This window comes from Novosphingobium bradum (assembly GCF_042646485.1).
GTDB classification, from domain to species: domain Bacteria; phylum Pseudomonadota; class Alphaproteobacteria; order Sphingomonadales; family Sphingomonadaceae; genus Novosphingobium; species Novosphingobium bradum.
In genome coordinates this window covers 207,060-226,461 of record NZ_JBHRTQ010000004.1, presented here as the reverse complement: position 1 = coordinate 226,461, position 19,402 = coordinate 207,060, and the positions used below count along the sequence as shown (strand labels likewise).

Below are 19,402 nucleotides of genomic sequence, written 5' to 3'. Positions count from 1 at the left end.
CCTGACCCAATGCCGGAACCAGCGCCCGGCGCAACGTCCAGCGCAACGCTCGGCACACCGCCCGCATCGGCGCGGCCAGCCGATGCGGCGGCGCGGATCGCCTGGCTCGATGGCGCGCGTGGACTGGGCATCGTCTTCGTCGTGATCGGCCATGCACTGGGCGGCCTGATCGACAGTCCGCTGGGGCCGGGCCTGCTCGGTTTCCGCCAGGCCTATTTCGCCATCTACACCTTCCATATGCCGCTGTTCTTCGTGCTGGCCGGGCTGATGGTGGAGGGCCGGCTGGCGCGCGGGCAGGAGCGGTTCCTCCGGGGGCTCCTGCCCACGCTGGTCTGGCCCTATTTCCTGTGGTCGGTGGTCCAGTTCTCCGCGATCTGGGCGGCCGGATCGCTGGTCAACCGGCCGGCGGGTGATTGGTGGGCCACGGTGCTGGCCCTGCCGTGGCGCCCGGTCTCGCAGTTCTGGTTCCTTCAGGCTCTGGCGTGCCTGCACCTCGTGGCCGCCTTCGCCCTGCCGCGGATCGGGCGCGAAGGTTTGCTGCTGCTGGGCCTGGCCGCTCGTTCGCTCGCTTTCGCCGTACCGCTCGATCCGGTCTTGCGGCTGATCCTGGTCAACCTGGCGTGGTATGCCCTGGGTGTCTGGCTTGGCGTGGGCGGGTTGCAGCGGCTGGTGGTGAATCGCCCGGCCTGGCTCACGGTCGGCGCCATGCCGCTTGTCGCTGGCGGGGTGATCCTGGCCACGCTCGCGGGCGCGGGCCACTATGCGGCCGACCTGCCGCTGGCCACCGCCTCCTCGCCGCAGGCGGCGAGCCTGGCCTGGCGGCTGCCGGCCGGCGCCGCGGCAATCGCGGGGACCCTGGCCGTGATCGGCCTGTCAGCTTGGCCGCGGCTCGGCGCGGGCGGGGTGCTGGCCGCTCTGGGCCGGGCCACCATGGCGATCTACCTGCTCCATGTCCTGTTCGTGGCCGGGGTGCGGATCGTGCTGGTGCGCGCCGGGCTGGCGGATCCGTTGCTGATCCTGCCGGTGCTGGTGGTGGCCGGGCTGGCCGGGCCGCTGCTGGTCCGCCACCTCGCGCGCGCCCTGGGCCTGGCCGGCCCGCTCGGCCTCGGGTGAACGGGATGGGCGCGCATTTCCAGCTCAACGGCAAGTTCCTTGCCGCGCCCCCCACCGGGGTTCACCGCGTCGCCGGCGAACTGGCCAATGCCCTGGCCGGTCTCATCGCCGCCGGCCATCCCGCCGCGCGCGGTCTTTCGCTCGAAGCGCTTGTCCCGCGCGATGGCCTGGCCCGCGCGAAGGCTCTGCGCCTGCCGGTGCGCGAACTCGCCCCGCTGGCCGGCATCCCCTGGGAGCAGTTGACCCTGCCGCTCGCCCACCGGGGCGAAGGGCGGGGCACCCTGCTCAACCTGTGCAACATCGGCCCGGTCCTCGCCCGCGATGCGGTGACCATGATCCACGATGTCCAGGTCCTGCTCTCGCCCGGCTCCTACACCGCCGCCTTTCGCGCCTGGTACCGGCTGGTCCAGCCCGCGCTCGCCCGCCGCCATCGCCTGCTGTTGACCGTGTCGGCCTATTCCCGGGCGCAGATCGTCGCCGCGGGCCTTGCCCCGCCCGAACGGATCGCCGTGGTCCCCAACGGGGTGGACCATGTGCTGGCCACCCCCGCCGATCCGGCGATCCTGGCGCGGCTTGACCTGAATTCGGGAACGGGCCTGGCTTCGGGAATGGGCCTGAATGCGGGCGGCTATGTCCTCGCCCTGGCCAATACCCAGGCCCACAAGAACGTGGGCCTGCTGCTTCGCGCCTTCGCCCGGCCCGAACTGGCGGACCTGAAGCTGGTCCTGTTCGGCGCTCAGGACCGTGCGGCCTTCGTCCGCGCCGGCCATCCGGTGCCCGCCAATGCCGTGTTCGCCGGCCGGACGAGCGATGGGGAACTGCGCGCGCTGATGGAACAGGCGCTGTGCCTGGCCTTCCCGTCGACCACGGAGGGCTTCGGCCTGCCGCCGCTGGAGGCCATGCTGCTGGGCTGCCCAGCGATCGTCGCGCCCTGCGGCGCCCTGCCGGAAGTCTGCGGCGGCGCCGCGCTCACCGCCCCGGAGGATGATCCGGCGGCCTGGGCCGGGCTGATCGCCGCCCTCGCGCGGGACAGCGCCCTGCGCGCGGCGCTGGCCCGGGCCGGCCGGCAGCGCGCCGCCGGGTTCACCTGGCAGCGTTCGGCGATCGTCCTTGCCGAAGTCCTTGGCTCGCTTCACTTGCGGGGCTGATCGCTGCCCTCGGGCATCGCGCGCGAATAGCATCCGAAGCGGAGCGGCTTGGCGCCGATCAAGGCGAGCTTCGGGTTAAATACGCAGGTCCGCAGGGCCAGTCCGGCCCGCCGGTTGAGGGAACCTGTCTCATATGCTGCGCCATTTCGCTCCCAAGCCCGCCCTGCTCGCGCGCCTTGCCGCCCCGCTACTTGCGGTCCCGCTTCTGGTTCCCGCGTTTGTGGCCATTTCCGGCTGCGCGCCCTCGGCCCTGGCCGAACGCCCGCCCGTCGGCACCTTCGCCTATCGCATCGGCCCGGGCGATCGCCTGCGGATCGCCACCTATGGGGAAGATCGGCTCACCGGTGAATTCACCGTCACCGCCCAGGGCGCCGTGGCTTTCCCCCTGCTGGGTGAAGTGGCCGCCGGCGGGCAAACCGTCCCGGAATTCACCGCCCTGCTCCAGCGCCGCCTTGCCAGCGAATATATGCGGAACCCGCAGGTTTCGGTGGAAATGGTCAACTTCCGTCCGGTCTACATCCTCGGCGAAGTCTCCCGCCCGGGCGAATTCCCCTATGGCGAACGGCTCAGTATCTATGCCCTGGTCGCCAAGGCCGGCGGCTTCACCTACCGCGCCAACCAGGGCTATGCCCTAATCCGCAGCGAGAACGAAACGGTCGAGCGCCCGGTGCGCCTGTCCAGCGCCACAGCGGTGCAGCCGGGCGATACCATCCGCATTCCCGAACGCACCTTCTGATCTGCGCGCCGGTCCACCTGCGTGGGGAGGCAGGGCGCGGGTTTCGGGCGCGGTCTGGGGCCAGTCCGGGCCAGTCCGGGCCAGTCCAGGCCAGTCCGGGGCGGTCCGGGGCGGTCCGGGGCCAGTCCGGGGCGGGGCCGGGGTCGGTCTGAGGTCGGTCCGGTGTCAATTCAGGGCCAGTCCGGGTTTGGGCAAGCCTGCCCGCCAGCGTGAGGCCCGGGTTGAAACGATCGCCAGCGCGACAGCGGGACTCGGGGCCACGATCCCACCGGCGCTTCGGTCGGGCGCCCGGGGATCCGCCCTGGCCGCCGGTTCAGGTCGGGGCGGGACAGACCCGAGGTCCCGGGTGCGTGAGGTCCAGTTCCGGGGGGGCAGGGCCGGGCTTGGGCGGCAAGTTCGGCGCCGGGGCGCGAGGCTGCGACCGAGGCTCGGGTCCGGCTGCGCGAGGCCGAGGGCCGGGGCGCGAGGGTCCGGCCCAGGCCCGATCCTGCCGCCCGCCAGCCTCGACCGACCTGGCCCTCTGATCGAGTTCGCCCCAGGCCTGGTCCGGGCCAGCCTGAAGTCTGATCCGAACCCGATCCGAACCTGATCGCGGCGCGACCCCGGTCCGGCCCGAACCCGGCTCCGGCTCGCTCCGGGGCGTGACCCCAGTCCGCCCCCGCCGCACAGCTCACTCCCCGCCCATGCCTGCCAGTCCTTCACTCCGGCGGTGGCCCGGCGGGGCGTGGTTTGCGCCACGGCGCCCTGCCGGGCGCGGCGCTGGCGTGGGCAGAAGTTCGGTCCGATTCGGCGCAGTGCCTGCGTAGCTATGTAGATGTCCGGGTTCATCATGCAGTGCAGCATTTGTTAGGGTTAACCGTGACTCCCGGCCCAGGCCCGGGATTGCCGAAAGGGAGGGGAGGGCCATGTTCCAAGCGAGCCAGCTTGATTATCGTGATGTGCCCGCCGCCTTCGCTGGCGCTTCTCGCCTTGCCAGCGCTCTTGTCGGGCCAATCATCGGCCCCGCCATCGGCCCCGCCATCGGCCCGTCTGCCAGCCCGTTTGTCGGCTGTGCCGGCGGCTCCGTTCCCGGCCCGTTCGGCGATCCGGCGCAGCCGCTGCCCGATGCCGTGCCGGGCACCTTTGCCACCCCGCGCGAGATCGCCCTGCCGCCGCTTGCCGCCAGCCGGACCGGCCAGGCCCGTCGCCCGGTCCTGGCCATGGCCGCGCCGATCCCGATCCGGCGCGGCTTCATCGGGTGGGAAGCCGCGCTCAAGCGCCTGTTCGATCTGGCCGCGGCCACGATCCTGCTCGCCCTGGTCCTGCCGCTGCTGGTGGCCGTGGCCGCCGCGCTGTGGGTCGATAGCCCGGGGCCGGTTCTGTTCGTCCAGCGCCGCTTGGGGCGCGATGGACGGCTGTTCGGCTGCATCAAGCTGCGGACCATGCGGGTCGATGCCGAGTCCCAGCTTGCCCGGGTCCTGGCCGCCTGCCCCCGCGCGCGCCGCGAATGGGAGATGGATCGCAAGCTGCGGAACGATCCGCGCGTGTCGCGGCTGGGGCGGCTGGTCCGCAAGCTCAGCCTCGATGAACTGCCCCAGCTGGCCAACGTGCTGGCCGGCGAGATGAGCATGGTTGGCCCGCGCCCGATCGTCCAGGCCGAGATTCCGCGCTACGGCGCCTTCCTGGCCGATTATTGCGCGGTCAAGCCGGGGATCACCGGGCTGTGGCAGGTCTCGGGCCGCAACGATGTCTCCTATGGCGAACGCGTCCAGCTCGATCGCCACTATTCGCGCCACGCCTCGGTCCTGCTCGATCTGCGAATTGTCCTGCGAACCATTCCCGCGGTGCTGCTGGCGCAGGGTTCCTACTGAGCGCTGGCGCCTGCGGGCAAGCGGCTCGGTTGGGCCGGCTCCAATCGCCGGCCCCACCTCGCCAGCCCCACCTCGCCGGCCATGCCCGAGGCCGCGCGCGGGCAATTGCCTCGCGGCCGCGCCCCGGGCATGATCATGGGTAAGCCGGCCGACCAGCCTCCAGCCCGCTTGCACACGAGGGATGCCGCCTGATGCACGTGGCCGTCTGTTCGATGAACAACCTGCACAACAGCCGCCCGGACGATCTGGCCCGGGCCGTGGAGGAACGCGGATTCGAATCGCTATGGATGGGCGAACATTCCCACCTTCCGGCCAGCGGCCGCGTTCGCCACTTCTCGGCCGACGGGGCCATCCCCGAAACCTACCGCTACATGGCTGATCTGATCGTTTCGGCCACGGCTGCCGCCATGGCCACGCGCACGCTCAAGGTCGGCTTCGGCGTCAGCCTCCCGCTGGAGCGCGATGTCTTCCACATGGCCAAGGCCGTAGCCACGCTGGACCGGTTGTCGGGCGGGCGGTTGCTGGTGGGGATAGGCCTGGGCTGGAACTGGGAAGAATTCGGCAACGTGGCGCTGATGCCGTGGAGCAAGCGCTATTCCGGCCTGCGCGAATGCGTGGCCGCGCTGCGGACCTTGTGGCGCGACGAGGTCAGCAGCTTCCAGGGCGAATGGTACAGGTTCGACGCGGTGTGGAGCTATCCCAAGCCGCTCCAGCAGCCCTGGCCGCCGCTCCATGTCGGGATGACCGGGCCGACCGGGATCGCCCATGCCGCCGAATGGGGCGATGCCTGGCTCCCGCTCGATTCCGGCGACGAGGATTTCGGTCTCAAGTTGGCCCGCTTTCACGCCGCCCTGCGCGAACGCGGGCGTGACCCGGCCAGGGTGCCGGTTTCCGTGGTGTCGCCCTGGGGCGCCAGGCTCGATCAGTTCAAGCGCTACCGCGACCTCGGGATTACCCGCGCCATGCTGACGGGCATTCCCCCCGGAGGGCTGGAGCCGGCGCTGCGCTTCCTCGATCAGCACGCCGATTGGGCGGCGCAACTGGCCTAGAACGAGGGGCAGGGCGGCCGCCCGGCCGTTCACCCCGCCCGGCGGTATTCGTCAGCAATCCCGGCCACGATGGCGCTTGCCGGGGCCACCGCGCGCACCCCCGAAACCGAATGGCCGGCCGACCAGATGTCGCGCCAGCGGCGCGCGCCGCTGGCCTCGGCGCCGAAGATCTTGCGCGTGTCGCCCGTGGTCACCGTTTCGTCGAGATGGTCGGGGTCGAGGCCCGCCGCCACGATCGAGGGGCGCAGCATATTGCTGGCAAGGCCGGTGAAGGCGCGCGTGGTCATCACGTCGTCCAGCTCGCAGTCCACCAGCATCTGGCGGTATTCCGGCCCTGACAGACTTTCCTCTGCCGCGATGAAGCGGGTACCCATGTAGCCAAGGTCGGCGCCCAGCACTTCGGCGGCGCGCAGGCTGGCGCCATCGCTGAGGCCGCCGGCGACCACGATCGGCCCGTCCCAGAAGCCGCGAACCGCGCGCACGAAGGCGAAGGGATTGGCCCAGCCGGTCTGTCCGCCGGCCCCGGCCGTCAGCAGCACCAGCCCATCGGCGCCCGCGGCGATGGCCTTGCGGGCATGGGCCAGGCTGGCCACGTCGGCAAAGACCTTGCAGCCGATCGCATGGAGCGGCGCGATCACCGGCGCCGGCGAGCCGACCGAGGTGATGACCAGTTCCACCCGGTGGCGCACCAGCATGGCGAGATCGCCTTCCAGCCGGGCCTGGCGGATGATCAGGTTGGGGCAGACCGGGCCGCCCCGCGCCATGCCATCCGGCCCGCGCGTGGCCGCCATCATCTGGGCCAGCCAGGCGTCGAGTTCGTCCAGCGTGCGGCAGTTGGAGGTGGGAAAGGCGCCGATGATCCCGGCGCGGCTGGCCGCGATCACCAGGTCCGGGCCGGACACGCGGAACATCGGGGCCGCAACCAGCGGCAGGGCCAGCCGTTCGCCCAGGGCACCCAAGCGGATGGAGGCGATGGTCATGCCTGTTCGTCCTTCAGAATCTGGCGCAATTGCGCCTTGGCCACCTTGGCATCAAGGATGCGCGGCAGTTCATCGACCAGCCGGATCGCGCGCGGCCGCTTGAAATCGGCCAGGCGCTGGGTGCAGTCGGCCATGATCCGCTCGGCGAGGTCGGCCCCGGCCGTGGCGGCGGGAATGACGAAGGCCACCGGCACCTCGCCGCGCATCGGATCCGGCCCGCCAACCACGGCGACATCGGCCACCCCGGCCACGGCGCGGATCACCGCTTCGACTTCGGAGGCCGAAACATTCTCGCCGCCCACCTTGAGCATATCCTTGAGGCGATCGGCAAAGACCATCGCGCCATCCTCGCGCAGGCGCAGGTTGTCGCCGGTCCTGAAGAAGCCATCGGCTGTGAAGGCATCGCGGGTAGCCTGCGGATCTCCAAGGTAGCAGGCGAACAGCGACAGGCCGCGAATGCCCTTCACCTGCAATTCGCCGCTTTCGCCTGGTCCGGCCAGTTGCCCGTCGGCCCTGACCAGGCGCACTTCGTATTCCGGCGCCGGCCGGCCGATCGAGCCTTCGTCCAGCACCGACAGCGGATCGTTGAGCACCGGATGGGTGATCAGCTCGGTCATCCCGTGGGCGCCGAACGAGGGGATGTTGAACAGGTGATCGGGGTTGCTCATGCTCATGCCGCCGGCATTGAAGCGAAAATGGTGCCTGGTCGGAGGCGGCTGGGTGGCGAGCGCGCGGGCCATGAACAGGCCAAGCTGCCCCCAGGTGCAGCGGTTGCGTTCAACCACCGCCCAGAACCGCGAGGCCGAGAACTTCGGCTGCACCACCACCGAGGCGCCCACCCAGATCGAGCCCAGCACCTGCCAGGCCAGCGCGACCGTGTGGAACAGCGGATTGGTGATGCTGGACACGTCATCGGGCCGAAGCTGCATATGCCGCGCATTCACCATCGCGCCCCACAGGCCATTGGCATGGGTCCACAGCACGGCCTTGGGGCGCGAGGTCGTGCCCGAGGTGAACTGTACCGCGAAGGGATGGGCCGGGCCAAAATGGCCCTGAGGCGCCTCGCTCCCGGCCAGCAGGCTGTCATCGCCCGGCGAGGTGACCGCGATCCAGCCCACCTGCGGCGCATGGCCGCGCGCCATCTCGGCGAACCAGGGCTGGGTGATGATCCCCACCGCCTGGCACTTTTGGGCATAGAAGGCGAATTCCTCGCCCACGCAGCGGGTGTTGGTCGATACCGCGACCGCCCCGATCTCGGCACAGGCCAGCCAGGCGAGCACCGATTCGGGTGAATTGTCGAGATGGAGGATCACCGCCTCCCCCGCCTTCACCCCGCGCAAGAGCAACCCCTGGGCCATGCGCCGCACGTCGTGGTGAGCCTCGGCATAGGTCCAGGTGCGGCGCTCGCCCTCGAAAGGTTCCCAGGTCAGGAACGGGCGATCGGCGTGCTTGGCGACCACCCCGCGCATCAGCCCGGGAACGTCCATGGCAATGAAGGGGTGAAACGGCGGCAGGACGCAGCCATGGTCGATCGTCATGCAATCCTCCCCCGGGGCCGGGAATGCACCGCCCGGTTGGCCCGGCGGCGTTCACCGGCCGACCATGGCCGGGATCGGGCCGACAATTCAACCTTCATCGCAACCCGCGCCGCCCGGCAGCCCTGCCTGTCGTGGCGGGGATGGCCGGGGCCGGCGCCCGCCACCTTGCCTCTGGCTAGCGGAAGGCGCGGGCGAACTGGTCGGACAGGGGCTTGAACAGGTAGCTCATCAGGGTCCGCGAGCCGGTCTGGATGAAGGCTTCGGCCGGCATCCCCGGGCGCAGCTTGAGATCGCCCAGCTTGCGAAGCTCGCCCGGGAGGACTTCAACTTCCACCGTGTAGAAGGCGAAGCCGCGCTGCTGGTCCACCGTGCGGTCGGCGCCGATCTTGGTGAGGCGGCCTTCCAGTTCGGGCGTGGTGCGCGAATTGAAAGCCGAGAAGCGGATCATCACCTGCTGGCCGGCAGTGAGCTGGTCAACGTCGGCCGGAGTGACCCGCGCGGTGACGACATAGGGATCGCGGTCGGGCACGATCTCCATGATCGTCTCGCCGGCCGGCACCACGCCGCCGATCGTGGTGAAGGCCAGCTTGTCGACCACGCCGGCATAGGGGGCGCGGATCAGGTTGCGCTCGTTGGCATCCTGGGCGACGACATTGTTCTGCTTCAGCTCGATCAGCTTGGTCTGGACCTGGGCCAGTTCGGCCCCGGCCTGGGCGCGGGCGTTTTCGGCGATCACGAACATCTGCTGGCGCAGTTCGGCCACCTTGGAGCCAAGCTGCGAGGCCTGGGCCTCGGCCGAGGCGACCGAGCCGCCCAGGCCGACGGCGGCGCGGGCCAGCTCGTTGCGGCGCTGGAGGGTGGTGTAGCGCTTCTCCCAGAGCTCGTCGTTGGCTTTCCGCTCTTCCGCGATGAGGGCGGCCTGTTCGCGGTAGACGTCGGCCTGGACACGGTAATTGCCCGCAGCCTTGCCGGCCTGGGCGATCTGGGCCTGGATCGCGGCGGTCTGCCCGGCCACGGTTTGCCGGTCTAGCGTGAAGATGCGGCGCTCCTCCAAGATGGCGCGGGCCACCAGCGGCTCGGCCTGGCGGGCGACGAGATCGGCCGGAAAGTCGATTCCGCCAAGGGAATCGCGTTCGGCCCTGAGGCGCGCCTCGCGGGCGCGCAACTGGTCGATCGATTCCACCGTCATCGCCGCGCTGGCGGCCGAGACATTGGTATCGAGCCGCATCAGGAGCTGGCCGGCCTGGACCCGCGCGCCGTTGCTCACCGGGATTTCCGCGATCACCCCGCCGCGCGGGTGGGCGATCTTCTTGACGTGGCTGGCCACCGCAACCTCGCCGCTGGCGATCACCGCGCCCGAGATCGGGATCAGCGCCAGAGGCGCGCCCAGCCCCAGGACCAGGGCGGCGAGGATGATCCGCGACCGGCGCATCGTGCGGTAGAGCACGATCTCCTGGCGGGGGCGGGAATAGTCCGGAAGGGCGAGGATCTTGCTCATGCGGTCGCTTCGTTGGCAGCGCGGACGGGACTGGCCGGCGCGGTGGGGACGCGGACGTTGATCGTGCCAGACGGCGGGCCGGCGGGAGCGGTGCCGGCGGCTCCGGCAGGAGGCGCGCCGGCCGGCTGGGGCTGACCCGGGGCCGGGGCCGGGGCCGGGGCGCCGGTCAGGCGGGGCAGGACCTCGGCCTTGGGACCGAAGGCGCGCACCACCCCGTTGTCGAGCCACAGCAGCTTGTCGATCTCGGCCAATGCGCTGGGCCGGTGGGCGACGATGATCACGATCGCCCCGCGCGCCCGCGCCCGGGCAATGGCCTGGTTGAGCGCGAGGTCGCCATTGGCGTCGAGGTTGGAATTCGGCTCGTCGAGCACGACCAGGAAGGGATCGCGGAACAATGCGCGGGCAAGCGCGATGCGCTGGCGCTGCCCGGCCGAAAGGTTGCGCCCGCCCGGGCCAAGCACGGTATCGTAGCCCTGCGGCATATGGACGATGAGATCGTGGACCCCGGCCTGCTCGGCCGCGGCGACCACTTCCTCGCTGGTGGCCTCGGGATCGAAGCGGGCGATGTTCTGGGCCACGCTGCCATCGAACAGTTCGACGTCCTGCGGCAGGTAGCCGATGAACTGGCCGGCAAGATCCGGGTCCCACTGGTCAAGCGCGGCGCCATCGAGGCGGACCGCGCCGCGGATCGGATCGAGCACGCCGACCAGCGCGCGCACCAGCGAGCTCTTGCCCGAGCCGCTCGCCCCGACCACCGCCAGGGTTTCCCCGGTGGCCAGGCCGAACGAAACATCGCGGAACAGCAGGGTCTGCGTGCCGGGAACCACGGCCGACAGGGCTTCCACCACGAAGCCGTGCTGCGGGCGCGGCAGTTCGGTGCGGGCCACGGCCTCGGGGCTGGCGGCCAGCCGTTGGGCCAGCCGGTTCCAGGCCTGCCGCGCCGCGATCAGGGTGCGCCAATGGGCGATCGCGCTGTCGATCGGGCCGAGCGCGCGCGAGGACAGGATCGAGCTGGCGATGATCACCCCGCCCGATGCCTGGCCATCGATCACCAGCCAGGCGCCGGTGGCCAGGATCAACGACTGGAGCAACTGGCGGAAGGTGCGGCTGAAGGTTCGCATGGCGGAAAGCCGCTCGCCGGCGGCGTCGTTCACTTCGGAATGGTTTTCGCTCAGCCGCTGCCACCCGCCCTCGATCGCTTCGCGCATCCCCAGGGCGCGGACCACTTCGGCATTGCGGCGGCAGGCCTCGAGGAAGCCCGAGCGTTCGGCGCCGCTGCGGGTTCCGGCCTCGACCTGCGAGGTCGTCATCCGGTCGGTCCACATGGTGAGCGCGATGACCAGCGCGGCACCGATCACGCAGACCAGACCGAGGATCCAGTGGAAGGCGAACAGGACGCCCATGAACAACAGCATCCACGGCAGGTCGAGCACGGCCATCGGCGCGGGGCTGGCGAGGAAATTGCGAAGGAGATCGAGATCGCGCACCGGCTGGGCGGCATCGCGCCCGCCGCGGGTCAGCTCAGCTTCGAGCACGAGGCCGAACACCCGATCCGAAAGACTGCGCTCCAGCATATTGCCGGCAGCGCCGGAAATGCGGTGGCGCAGGTGATCGAGCGCGGCCTGGAAGCCGAAGGCGATGACCAGGAGGACCACCAGCCCGACCAGGCTGGGCACCGAATGGCTCGGCAGGACCTGGTCATAGACCATCAGCATGAAGATCGAGCCGGACAGCAGCAGCACGTTGAGCGCCGCGCTCATGCCCATGATCATGCCCAGAACCTGCCGTCCACCGGGCAGCGCGCTCAGCAGTTCGCCCGAGCGAGCCAGGCCGAACCAGCCGCGCCGGCCTGAATCCTGCCCAAGATACTGGTTCATCACTCCGGTTCCCCACTGCACCGTCAGAATGTGTCCGGTCCCTTGCGGGAGTGCCTCCGGATGCCTGCCCCTTAGCAAAGTAACCATGCCGTCGGGAGGGTCTTAGTATCCCTTGCGGACCTAAACGCCACGAACTTATTTTTTCCGGCCGGGCGAATTTTGCAAAATATGGCGTGGCGTGGCGAAGATCGGCGCGCGGTTTGTCGGTGCGCGTGGCGCCTGTGATCTGGCGGGCGGCGGGGCAACGGCGCGCCAATTGGGGCGCCCGTGCCGCGATTGGGCCACGGCCTGTGCGATCAATGCCAGGATCGCGAAAATCACGCAAGTAATTGCAATCCGGCGCTATTTTGGAAAACTTCAGCCCGGGGAACCGGGCGCCGGTTGTTCCAGGCTGCGGAGGGCAGGGCGCTGATCCGGGCGTGCAGCCGCTCCAGCCGCTCCAGCCGCTCCAGCCGCTCCAGTCGCTCCAGTTGCGCCAGGCGCGCCGGGGCCAGGGCCAGCGGGGGGGCAGGCGCTGTTCATCTCGGCGGCGCCCGCCGGGCCGAGCCCACCGGGTGGGCCGGCCGGCGGCAGGTGGCCCAGGCTGCCGATCGCCGCCAGCATCCGGTGGCGCACGGCGAACAGGGCGAGGCCGAAGGCGCCCGCCGCCGCTACCAGCCGCAGCAGGATGGCTCCGCTGCCGTGGTGCTGCGGGACCGCCCAGGCGAGCAGGGCCAGCACCCCGGCCACGGCGCCCACCGGCGGCGCCGCGGTGCGGACGAGGCCAAGCAAGGCCTCGCCATCGGCGCGCGACAGGCGCACGACCATGACCCAGTAGGTCAGGCTCATCGCGGTCGTCGCCAGGCCGACGGCCACGGCCACGGCGGTGGCGCCCAGCGGCGCAGTGGCGAGCGCAAGGGCGATCACGGCCACCGCGGTCAATCCCTGGACCTTGAGCATGGCCCGCTGCCGATCATGGCAGACCAGCACCGCGGTGGTCACCGCGTCAAGCAGGGAAAAGCCCCTGGCCACGCAGAACACCACCACCACCGGCACGGCCGCCACCCACTTTTCGCCCAGTGCGAAGGGCACCAGGTCGCGCGCGGTGAAGGCCAGGGTGACCAGCCCGGCCCAGGCCAGCGCGCCCACGCCCGAAAGCATGGTCAGCCAGCGGGTGCCGGTATCCTGGCCCCGGGCGTGGGCGGCGGAAAGGTTGGTCTGTGCGATCTTCTGGAGCGGCTGGCTGAACAGGTCGGTCAGCGCGGTGACGATCCGGCTGGCCGCGCGAAACAGCCCGGTCGCCGCCGGGGACAGCGAGATCCCCAGCACGAAATCGCCGCCATAGGTCGAGGTGAAGGTGAGGGCGATGGCGAGATAGCGCGCCCGCGACCAGCGCAGCACCGCCCCGGTCTCGCCCCGGCCCGAAAGGGTGGGGCGCTGGGCGGTCGCCGCGGCATAGAGCACGATCAGCACCAGGTGGCGGACATAGGCCTGGGCCACCAGGGCCGCCACGCTCCAGCCGCGCAGCAGCAGGATCACCGCCACCAGCGCCCCGGCGGTATCGCCGGCCAGCGTCGTGGCGTAATAGCGCCGCACCCGCACCGTGCGAAGCAGGATCGCCTCGTACCAGGCGGCGAGCGCCACGGGGAACAGGCTGGGGATCAGCAGGCCGAGGATCGTGCCGACCATCGGTTCGGCCAGGAACAGCCGGGCAGCCAGCCACACCGGCACCAGCGCCGCCGCCAGCACTACCGACTGGACGAGGTTGGCGGCCAGGCAGGCGCCCGCCAGTCCCGCGCGGGCCGGCATCTTCAGCAGGTATTCGTAAGGCCCCACGTAGAACAGCTGGCGGGCCACCACCAGCAGCAGCGAGCCCAGCGCATAGGCGCCGAATTCCGCCACCGAGAGCACCCGCGTGGCCACGATGGTCACGCCGAACAGCATGACCTGGACCAGCCCGCGGCTGGCGAAGCCCGCGGCTCCGCTCAATACGCCGGCGCGATGCGAAGGGTTGCCCACGCCTCAGAGCTCTAGGATGCGTTCGGGGTGGAGCGAGCCGCAGGCAAGGTCGGCCAGGGCCGAAAGGTTGCCGCGCAGCCGGCCGATCCGGTCCACATAGGGTTCCGGCCAGGCCGAACGCACCACGTTGGCCACCAGGTTGCGCGCCATCAGCCGCCAGGCCAGCCGGCGCGGGATGGTTTTCTTGCGGAGCAGGTAGACCGGGTTGGCGATCTGCGAATAGCCCAGCCGCAGCCCCGAGGTGCGCCCGCCCTTGGCGCCCAGGTGCACGCCGGCAAGCTGGTTGGTATGGATCAGCAGCCCCTTGGCGCCAAGGCGGTAGGAGAAATCGACATCCTCCTGCCAACCATAGAGCGGGAGCGCTTCGTCGAACCGGATATCCTCGGCCGCGGCCAGCCGCACGCTGAGGTTGCAGCCATAGAGCGCGGGCAGCCGCCGTTCGGCCACGGTTTCGCAGCGGCGGTGGCCTTCCACCAGGGCCACGGCGGCATCGAACGAGATCCCCGGGCTCTTGATGCCATCGGCCAGCAGCCGCGCGGTGGCCCCGACCAGTTCGGGCCGGGCGGAAAATTCGCGTTCGAGCACTTCGAGGTAATCGTTGGCCGGCACGAAATCATCGTCGAAGAAGGTCACCAGGTCTGCCCCGCCGGCCAGATGGGCCAGCCCGGCATTGCGCTGGCGCGGCAGCCCGCGCTCGGCCAGGATCAGTTCCACCGGCGCGCGCGCGGCCCCGGCACAGGCCGGGCCATCGGCGCCGGCAAGGTCCGACGAGGTGACCCCGACCAGGATCACCCGGTCCGCCCGGCGGCTCTGGCTGGCCAGCCGCGCCACGGTGCGGCGCAGAAGGTCGGCCCGGCCGGTCGTGGCGATGATGACGGCTATGTGCACGCGAAGTCCTGTTCCTTGATCGCCGGGCGCCAGCCGCCCCGGCCAGGCGCGCTCAGCCCGCATCACCGAGGATGAGCGTCGGCGCCTCTGCGCTTCCCTGATAGCCCCGGCGGCCCTGCGGCGCCCGCCGGGAAAGCGCCGAAACGGACCCGATCGCGCCCCGGCCAGCCTGCGGCGCGCGCGCCTGGCGAACCAGCGCGGCGGCGCGGCGCAGGCCCAGCGCGGTGCCCGCGATCAGCCCCCACAGCAGCCCCGGATCGGGCGAGGGCGCCGAAACCGCCGCCGGGACCAGCATGACCAGCGCGGCCCAGGAAGCGGCCTTGGCGACATCGGTCATCGGTTCGCCGCTGGCCCGCCAGGTGGCGCGTTCGAACGGGTGGAAGATGCGGCCAAGGTGGAGGAGGAAGGCCAGCATGGCGATCGCCCCGCCCGAGCCGAGGATCGCGGTGAACAGGCTGGACGAGCGGAACGAGCCGACCCCGATCCCCAGCCCCCACGAGGCGAGGAAGGCCTCAACCCCCTGCCGCGCCCAGAACATCCGGGCGAGGCCCGAGGCGGAATCGAGCTTGTCGGTGGTGGTCAACCGCAGCGTCCGGCCAAGCCAGGCGGCGAAGCTCTCGCTCTGCGCGACCAGGGCCAGGCCGCCAGCCAGGAAAACGAGGGCCACCCCGGCCAGCACCAGCGCCTTGCGCGCGGGCACGGCCCCGGCAAAATAGACCAGCCGCACGATCACCAGCAGCCCGTAACCGGCGAGGCCGACATAGGCGGTCGACGAGGTCGAGGCGACCAGCGTCACCAGCATGGCCAGGCTGGCGGGGCCGGACCAGCGCCGGTCCACGTTGCGGAGCCACAGCTCGGCCACGAACACGAACCAGGCAAAGCCGAACGAGACATAGAGCGAGGTTTCGGGCGAAATCCCGGTGATCCGCGCGAAGCCGCCGAACGATTGATCGAGCTGCATATAGATGCCGTTGCGAAGGAAGCCGGTCACCATGACCAGCGGCGTGTCGCGCACGGCCATGGCGAACCAGCCGATCGCGGCATGGGCCAGGGTGACGCCGCTCGCCAGCCGGGCCACCCGCACGGTCGCCCCGGCCTCGCTGGCGGCAACATGGGCGCAGACCGCCGCCGCAAGGGTCGCCAGTAGGTAGAACGAGGTGGTCACGTTCTGCGGGGAGAAATGCAGGGGGTGGGTTTCAAGGCCGGTGGGCGATCCGGTCGGCCGCAGGGGAACCACCTGCAACTCGCCGCTGAACAGGAACGGCAGGCTATAGGCTCCGGCGAAGCACCAGCCCACGAACAGCAGCAGCCAGCCATTGGCCGAAAGGCTTGCCGCGAACAGCCCGGTCCCGCGCCGGTCGGGCAGGACGCAGCGCAGGGCCAGCAGCCCGGTCGCCACCACGGCCGGCTGGACCGAGGTATTGCCCAGCGCGGTCAGCACCAGGCTGGCCGAACCGTTGAACAGCGAACAGCCCAGCACATAGGCCAGCATATCTTGCCGCGAACCCGAAAGGAGGATGATCAGCCCCAGGGCGAAGAAGACGAGGCCAAGCAGGGTCGGGGTCATGCGGCGTTGTCCTTGGCGATGGGAGGCAGGGCAGGGGAGGAAGGGGGCCGGCTGAAGCCACTTCGTCGTCCCGGACCTGATCCGGGACCGCTGGCCGATGGGCTATGGCGCCAGTTGGCGCGCGCGCCCGGTCCGCGCCGGAAGCCGCGTGGTTCCAGCGCCGCCTCGCCAGCAGGCCCGCCGCCCGCCCCGATCAACACGGCGCCGGCTCCGCTGTCGCGCCGCGCGCAATCCGCAGGCGATAGCGAAACCGCGCCGCCGGTCCGCCGGCCAGCGGCGAGAGCACCAGGTCGAGCCGTTCGCCCGCCACCAGCGCAGTCGTCAACGTGGCCTGCACCGGCCCGCGCGGCCCGACCGGCGCCCGCCACAAGGCCTGCCCACCGCGCACCAGCATGGCCTCGGCGCGCATTCCGGGGATGGTGGGGGCCAGGCACAGGCTTGCCGTGACCGGGGCCGGCCCGGAGCCTGTAGCTCCCGCCGGCGCGACATAGCGCACCACGGTGGCCAACCCCGGCGCCGTGCCGATCCCGCCGGGATTGGCGGCAAAGCCGGGCAGGGCGGGGTGGCCGAGATAGCTGGTCCAGTCCCAGTCCACCGGGGCAAGGGGGAGCAGGGTGCCATCGGCCCGCCGCGCGAACCAGGCCAGGCTCCCGCGCGCGCCGCCGATGGCCTCGCCGAAATCATGCAGGCTGTCGGCCAGCACTTCGGCCGGCCCGAAGCCGAGGGCGGGGGCTGAGCGGATCACCACCGGCACCTCGCTGATCCGCGCGGGCACAGGAACCGGGCTGCCGTCGGCGGCGAAGGCCCGCGCGCCGGGAGGCGCGAAAAGCGCGCGCGGCGCGCCCCACACGACATGAGCATCGCCGCTGTAACGCAGGTGCACCAGCATTGCATCGCCATGACCCACCCGCTGCGCCGGCCCCAGCGGGGCAAGCGCGCGCGCGGCGAAGGCAAAGGCCCGGCCCGCCGGCTTGCGCGTGCCGTCCAGCCGCTCCAGCCCCATGGTCGGGAAGCCCGGCTGGTCGGCCAGGGCATACCAGAAATGGTCCGCTACCCCGGCGCTTTCCATCAGCGCGGCGGATTTGAGATAGAAGGCCGGGGCGAGGGCGGGATCGGGGAAATCGCGGCTGAACTCGGTCGCCCAGATCGGCCGCACCCGTCCGGCCCGGCGCATGGCCTGGATCACCCGCCCAAGTTCGGCATCGAGGCCTTCCGGCTCGGCCCGGTAGGGGTGGACCGCGATCGCGTCGGCCCAGTCCAGCAGGCCGCCGGCGAACAGGCGGGCGAGGAAGCCGGTGGCAATGGTGTTGGTCGATCCGCCCAGCAGCACCAGCCCGGGATGGGCGGGCTTCACCGCCAGGTGCACGGCCTTGACCAGGCCCACGTGGGCGCGGGCGCGCAGGGCGGCGGCCGGCCCGGTCATCCCCTTGGCGCCATTGATCTCGTTGCCCACCTCGACCGCCACCACGCAGCGCGGCCAGCGATCGGCCAGCGCCCGGACATAGCGCGCGAAGGCGGCCTGCCCGGTGGGTGACCAGATGGTCTGCCCGCCATCGTAGAGCGGATTGCGCGGCTCCAGCCCGAGCAGCACGGTCATCCCCGCGGCGCAGGCCCGGCCCACATGGCCCGAATTCGCCTCGGTGAAGACCAGCTGCCCCGGCGCCAGCTCGACCTTGGCCCAATGGACCGAATCGCGGACCGTCACCGCGCCCATGGCCGCCGCATCGTCCATCAGCCGCGCCGGCCAACCCTGGCTGAAATGGGTGGTGACCCCGCTGCGGACCGCCGCCGGCGCAGTTCCGGCCCCGGCGGGCGGGTCGGCGAGGGACGGCGCGCCCGCCAGCCCCAGGGCCAGCCCCGCCGTCAGGCCAGGCCACGCCCGCCCGCGCCTCACAGCGCCCGCTCCACCACGGCGCGGAACGCGGTGTCGAACCGTTCGGGCGCGAAGTGGGCGGCCTGGGCCAGGGCATCGGCCGGATCGAAGGATGGCAGCCAGCGCTCAAGCGCCGCAACGCCCTCGATCACGGCCTGGGCGGTCTGTTCGGGGAAGAACAGGCCGGTGACGCCGGGGATGATCGAATCGGTCACGCCCCCCCGGCCGAAGGCCAGCACCGGCCGCCCGCTGGCATTGGCCTCCACCGGCACGATCCCGAAATCCTCGTGCGCGCTGAACACCAGCGCGCGGGCCGTGGCATAGGCCTGCTTCAGCCCGGCGAAGTCGAGCCGGCGGATGACCTGCACGCTGGGGCCGGCGCGGCCGGCCATTTCGACGTGGAGCGGCCCATCGCCCACCATCAGCAGCGGTAGGCCCAGCCGGTTGAAGGCTTCGAGCACGATCTCGGGCCGCTTGTAGGCGATCATCTGGCCAACCCACAGATAGCGCCCGGAAATCTCGGCGGCGGGGCGGAACTGGTCCACCGCGACGGGCGGGTGGACCACTTCGGCCTCGCGCCCCCAGGCCCGGGCCACGCGGCGACGGATGAAGCTGGAATTGGCCACCAGCCGGTCCACCCGCGCGGCCGAGGCGGCGTCCCAGGTCCGCAGGTAATGGAACGCCCAGGGCATCAGCCAGCGGGTGAGGCCGCCGGCCGAGGCGCGATAATCGTGATAATGGTCCCACAGGTAGCGCATCGGCGAATGGACATAGGCCACGTGGGCCGCATCGGGCCGGGCGATCACCCCCTTGGCCGGCCCGCTCTCGCTGCTGAGCACGAGATCGTAGGCCGAAAGGTCGAACTGTTCGAGCGCCAGTGGCATCAGCGGCAGGTACTTCTGGTAGTGCCGCCGCGCCCCCGGCAGTCGGCCGACGAAGCTGGTCTGCACCGGCCGGGCGCGGATCGCGGCGGAAACAGCCTCGGGCGCATAGACATGGGTGAAGATATCGGCCCCGGGGTAGAGGTGGAGCATCCGTTCCAGCACCCGCTCGCCCCCGCGCATCCCCACCAGCCAGTAATGGACCAGCGCGGTGCGCGGGGCGCTGAAGGCGCTTCGATCGCGGATCACCGCCGGAGCGCCCACCCGGCAACGATCCGCGCGCCCGGCTGGTGCCCCGGCATCCCCGGCGGCCCCGGCTACCAGATAGTCCCCCCAAGCCTGCGCCGCGCCGCGCGGAACCGCGCCGGTTTCCGCCATGCCGCAAGCGGGGGCGGCCGGATCGGCA

The 19,402-nt window shown here is 71.2% G+C and carries 14 protein-coding genes; 5 read left to right on the top strand and 9 right to left on the bottom strand.

What is annotated here, in order from left to right; all coding sequences use genetic code 11:
- Positions 1-9 precede the first annotated feature (9 nt).
- The 5 genes from ACFOD9_RS04500 to ACFOD9_RS04480 all read left to right on the top strand — a co-directional run bounded on the left by ACFOD9_RS04500 (position 10) and on the right by ACFOD9_RS04480 (position 5,896).
- The gene (locus tag ACFOD9_RS04500; protein WP_379508889.1) at positions 10-1,113 is read left to right on the top strand and encodes an acyltransferase family protein; all 1,104 of its coding nucleotides are present in this window, start codon (positions 10-12) and stop codon (positions 1,111-1,113) included.
- Between the two features lie 5 nt (positions 1,114-1,118).
- Positions 1,119-2,261, top strand: coding sequence for a glycosyltransferase family 4 protein (locus ACFOD9_RS04495; protein WP_379508888.1), 1,143 nt, complete (start codon positions 1,119-1,121; stop codon positions 2,259-2,261).
- 133 nt (positions 2,262-2,394) lie between these two features.
- Positions 2,395-2,997: a polysaccharide biosynthesis/export family protein gene (locus tag ACFOD9_RS04490; RefSeq protein WP_379508887.1), complete on the top strand. Its 603-nt coding sequence runs from the start codon at positions 2,395-2,397 to the stop codon at positions 2,995-2,997.
- Between the two features lie 905 nt (positions 2,998-3,902).
- Positions 3,903-4,847 (top strand): sugar transferase, encoded by a 945-nt coding sequence (locus tag ACFOD9_RS04485; protein ID WP_379508886.1) that lies wholly within the window; start codon positions 3,903-3,905, stop codon positions 4,845-4,847.
- A 191-nt stretch (positions 4,848-5,038) separates the two neighbouring features.
- A complete protein-coding gene (locus ACFOD9_RS04480) occupies positions 5,039-5,896 on the top strand; it encodes a TIGR03619 family F420-dependent LLM class oxidoreductase (RefSeq protein WP_379508885.1) in 858 nt (285 codons plus the stop codon).
- Positions 5,897-5,925: 29 nt separating this feature from the next.
- Here the strand turns inward: ACFOD9_RS04480 and ACFOD9_RS04475 are convergent, their stop codons facing one another.
- From ACFOD9_RS04475 to ACFOD9_RS04435, 9 genes are all read right to left on the bottom strand, one after another.
- Positions 5,926-6,876, bottom strand: a complete 951-nt coding sequence (locus ACFOD9_RS04475; RefSeq protein WP_379508884.1) for an NAD(P)H-dependent flavin oxidoreductase — start codon at positions 6,874-6,876, stop codon at positions 5,926-5,928.
- Positions 6,873-8,414 carry an AMP-binding protein gene (locus ACFOD9_RS04470; protein WP_379508883.1) on the bottom strand — a complete coding sequence of 514 codons (1,542 nt, stop codon included), beginning with the start codon at positions 8,412-8,414 and terminating at the stop codon, positions 6,873-6,875. The genes ACFOD9_RS04475 and ACFOD9_RS04470 overlap by 4 nt, the downstream gene beginning before the upstream one ends.
- A 175-nt stretch (positions 8,415-8,589) precedes the next feature.
- A complete protein-coding gene (locus ACFOD9_RS04465; RefSeq protein WP_379508882.1) occupies positions 8,590-9,912 on the bottom strand; it encodes an HlyD family type I secretion periplasmic adaptor subunit in 1,323 nt (440 codons plus the stop codon).
- The gene (locus tag ACFOD9_RS04460) at positions 9,909-11,789 is read right to left on the bottom strand and encodes a type I secretion system permease/ATPase (protein ID WP_379508881.1); all 1,881 of its coding nucleotides are present in this window, start codon (positions 11,787-11,789) and stop codon (positions 9,909-9,911) included. Before ACFOD9_RS04460 ends, ACFOD9_RS04465 begins: the two co-directional genes overlap by 4 nt.
- 357 nt (positions 11,790-12,146) lie before the next feature.
- Positions 12,147-13,757 (bottom strand): oligosaccharide flippase family protein, encoded by a 1,611-nt coding sequence (locus ACFOD9_RS04455; protein WP_379508880.1) that lies wholly within the window; start codon positions 13,755-13,757, stop codon positions 12,147-12,149.
- A 33-nt stretch (positions 13,758-13,790) separates the two neighbouring features.
- Positions 13,791-14,675 (bottom strand): glycosyltransferase family 2 protein, encoded by an 885-nt coding sequence (locus tag ACFOD9_RS04450; RefSeq protein WP_379508879.1) that lies wholly within the window; start codon positions 14,673-14,675, stop codon positions 13,791-13,793.
- Between the two features lie 52 nt (positions 14,676-14,727).
- Positions 14,728-16,242 (bottom strand): hypothetical protein, encoded by a 1,515-nt coding sequence (locus ACFOD9_RS04445; RefSeq protein ID WP_379508878.1) that lies wholly within the window; start codon positions 16,240-16,242, stop codon positions 14,728-14,730.
- Between the two features lie 193 nt (positions 16,243-16,435).
- On the bottom strand, positions 16,436-18,136 hold the full coding sequence (locus ACFOD9_RS04440; protein ID WP_379508877.1) for a hypothetical protein: 1,701 nt from the start codon (positions 18,134-18,136) through the stop codon (positions 16,436-16,438).
- Positions 18,133-19,179, bottom strand: a complete 1,047-nt coding sequence (locus tag ACFOD9_RS04435) for a glycosyltransferase (RefSeq protein ID WP_379509009.1) — start codon at positions 19,177-19,179, stop codon at positions 18,133-18,135. The genes ACFOD9_RS04440 and ACFOD9_RS04435 overlap by 4 nt, the downstream gene beginning before the upstream one ends.
- Between the last annotated feature and the right edge of the window lie 223 nt (positions 19,180-19,402).

What these genes read in the sequence shown, in the direction of transcription:
- ACFOD9_RS04500 (WP_379508889.1), top strand. Translation starts at nt 10, where the DNA reads ATGCCGGAACCAGCGCCCGGCGCAACGTCCAGCGCAACGCTCGGCACA.
- ACFOD9_RS04495 (WP_379508888.1), top strand. Translation starts at nt 1,119, where the DNA reads ATGGGCGCGCATTTCCAGCTCAACGGCAAGTTCCTTGCCGCGCCCCCC.
- ACFOD9_RS04465 (WP_379508882.1), bottom strand. Translation starts at nt 9,912, where the DNA reads ATGAGCAAGATCCTCGCCCTTCCGGACTATTCCCGCCCCCGCCAGGAG.
- ACFOD9_RS04445 (WP_379508878.1), bottom strand. Translation starts at nt 16,242, where the DNA reads ATGACCCCGACCCTGCTTGGCCTCGTCTTCTTCGCCCTGGGGCTGATC.
- ACFOD9_RS04490 (WP_379508887.1), top strand. Translation starts at nt 2,395, where the DNA reads ATGCTGCGCCATTTCGCTCCCAAGCCCGCCCTGCTCGCGCGCCTTGCC.
- ACFOD9_RS04480 (WP_379508885.1), top strand. Translation starts at nt 5,039, where the DNA reads ATGCACGTGGCCGTCTGTTCGATGAACAACCTGCACAACAGCCGCCCG.
- ACFOD9_RS04470 (WP_379508883.1), bottom strand. Translation starts at nt 8,414, where the DNA reads ATGACGATCGACCATGGCTGCGTCCTGCCGCCGTTTCACCCCTTCATT.
- ACFOD9_RS04475 (WP_379508884.1), bottom strand. Translation starts at nt 6,876, where the DNA reads ATGACCATCGCCTCCATCCGCTTGGGTGCCCTGGGCGAACGGCTGGCC.
- ACFOD9_RS04485 (WP_379508886.1), top strand. Translation starts at nt 3,903, where the DNA reads ATGTTCCAAGCGAGCCAGCTTGATTATCGTGATGTGCCCGCCGCCTTC.
- ACFOD9_RS04460 (WP_379508881.1), bottom strand. Translation starts at nt 11,789, where the DNA reads ATGAACCAGTATCTTGGGCAGGATTCAGGCCGGCGCGGCTGGTTCGGC.
- ACFOD9_RS04435 (WP_379509009.1), bottom strand. Translation starts at nt 19,179, where the DNA reads ATGCGCGGGGGCGAGCGGGTGCTGGAACGGATGCTCCACCTCTACCCC.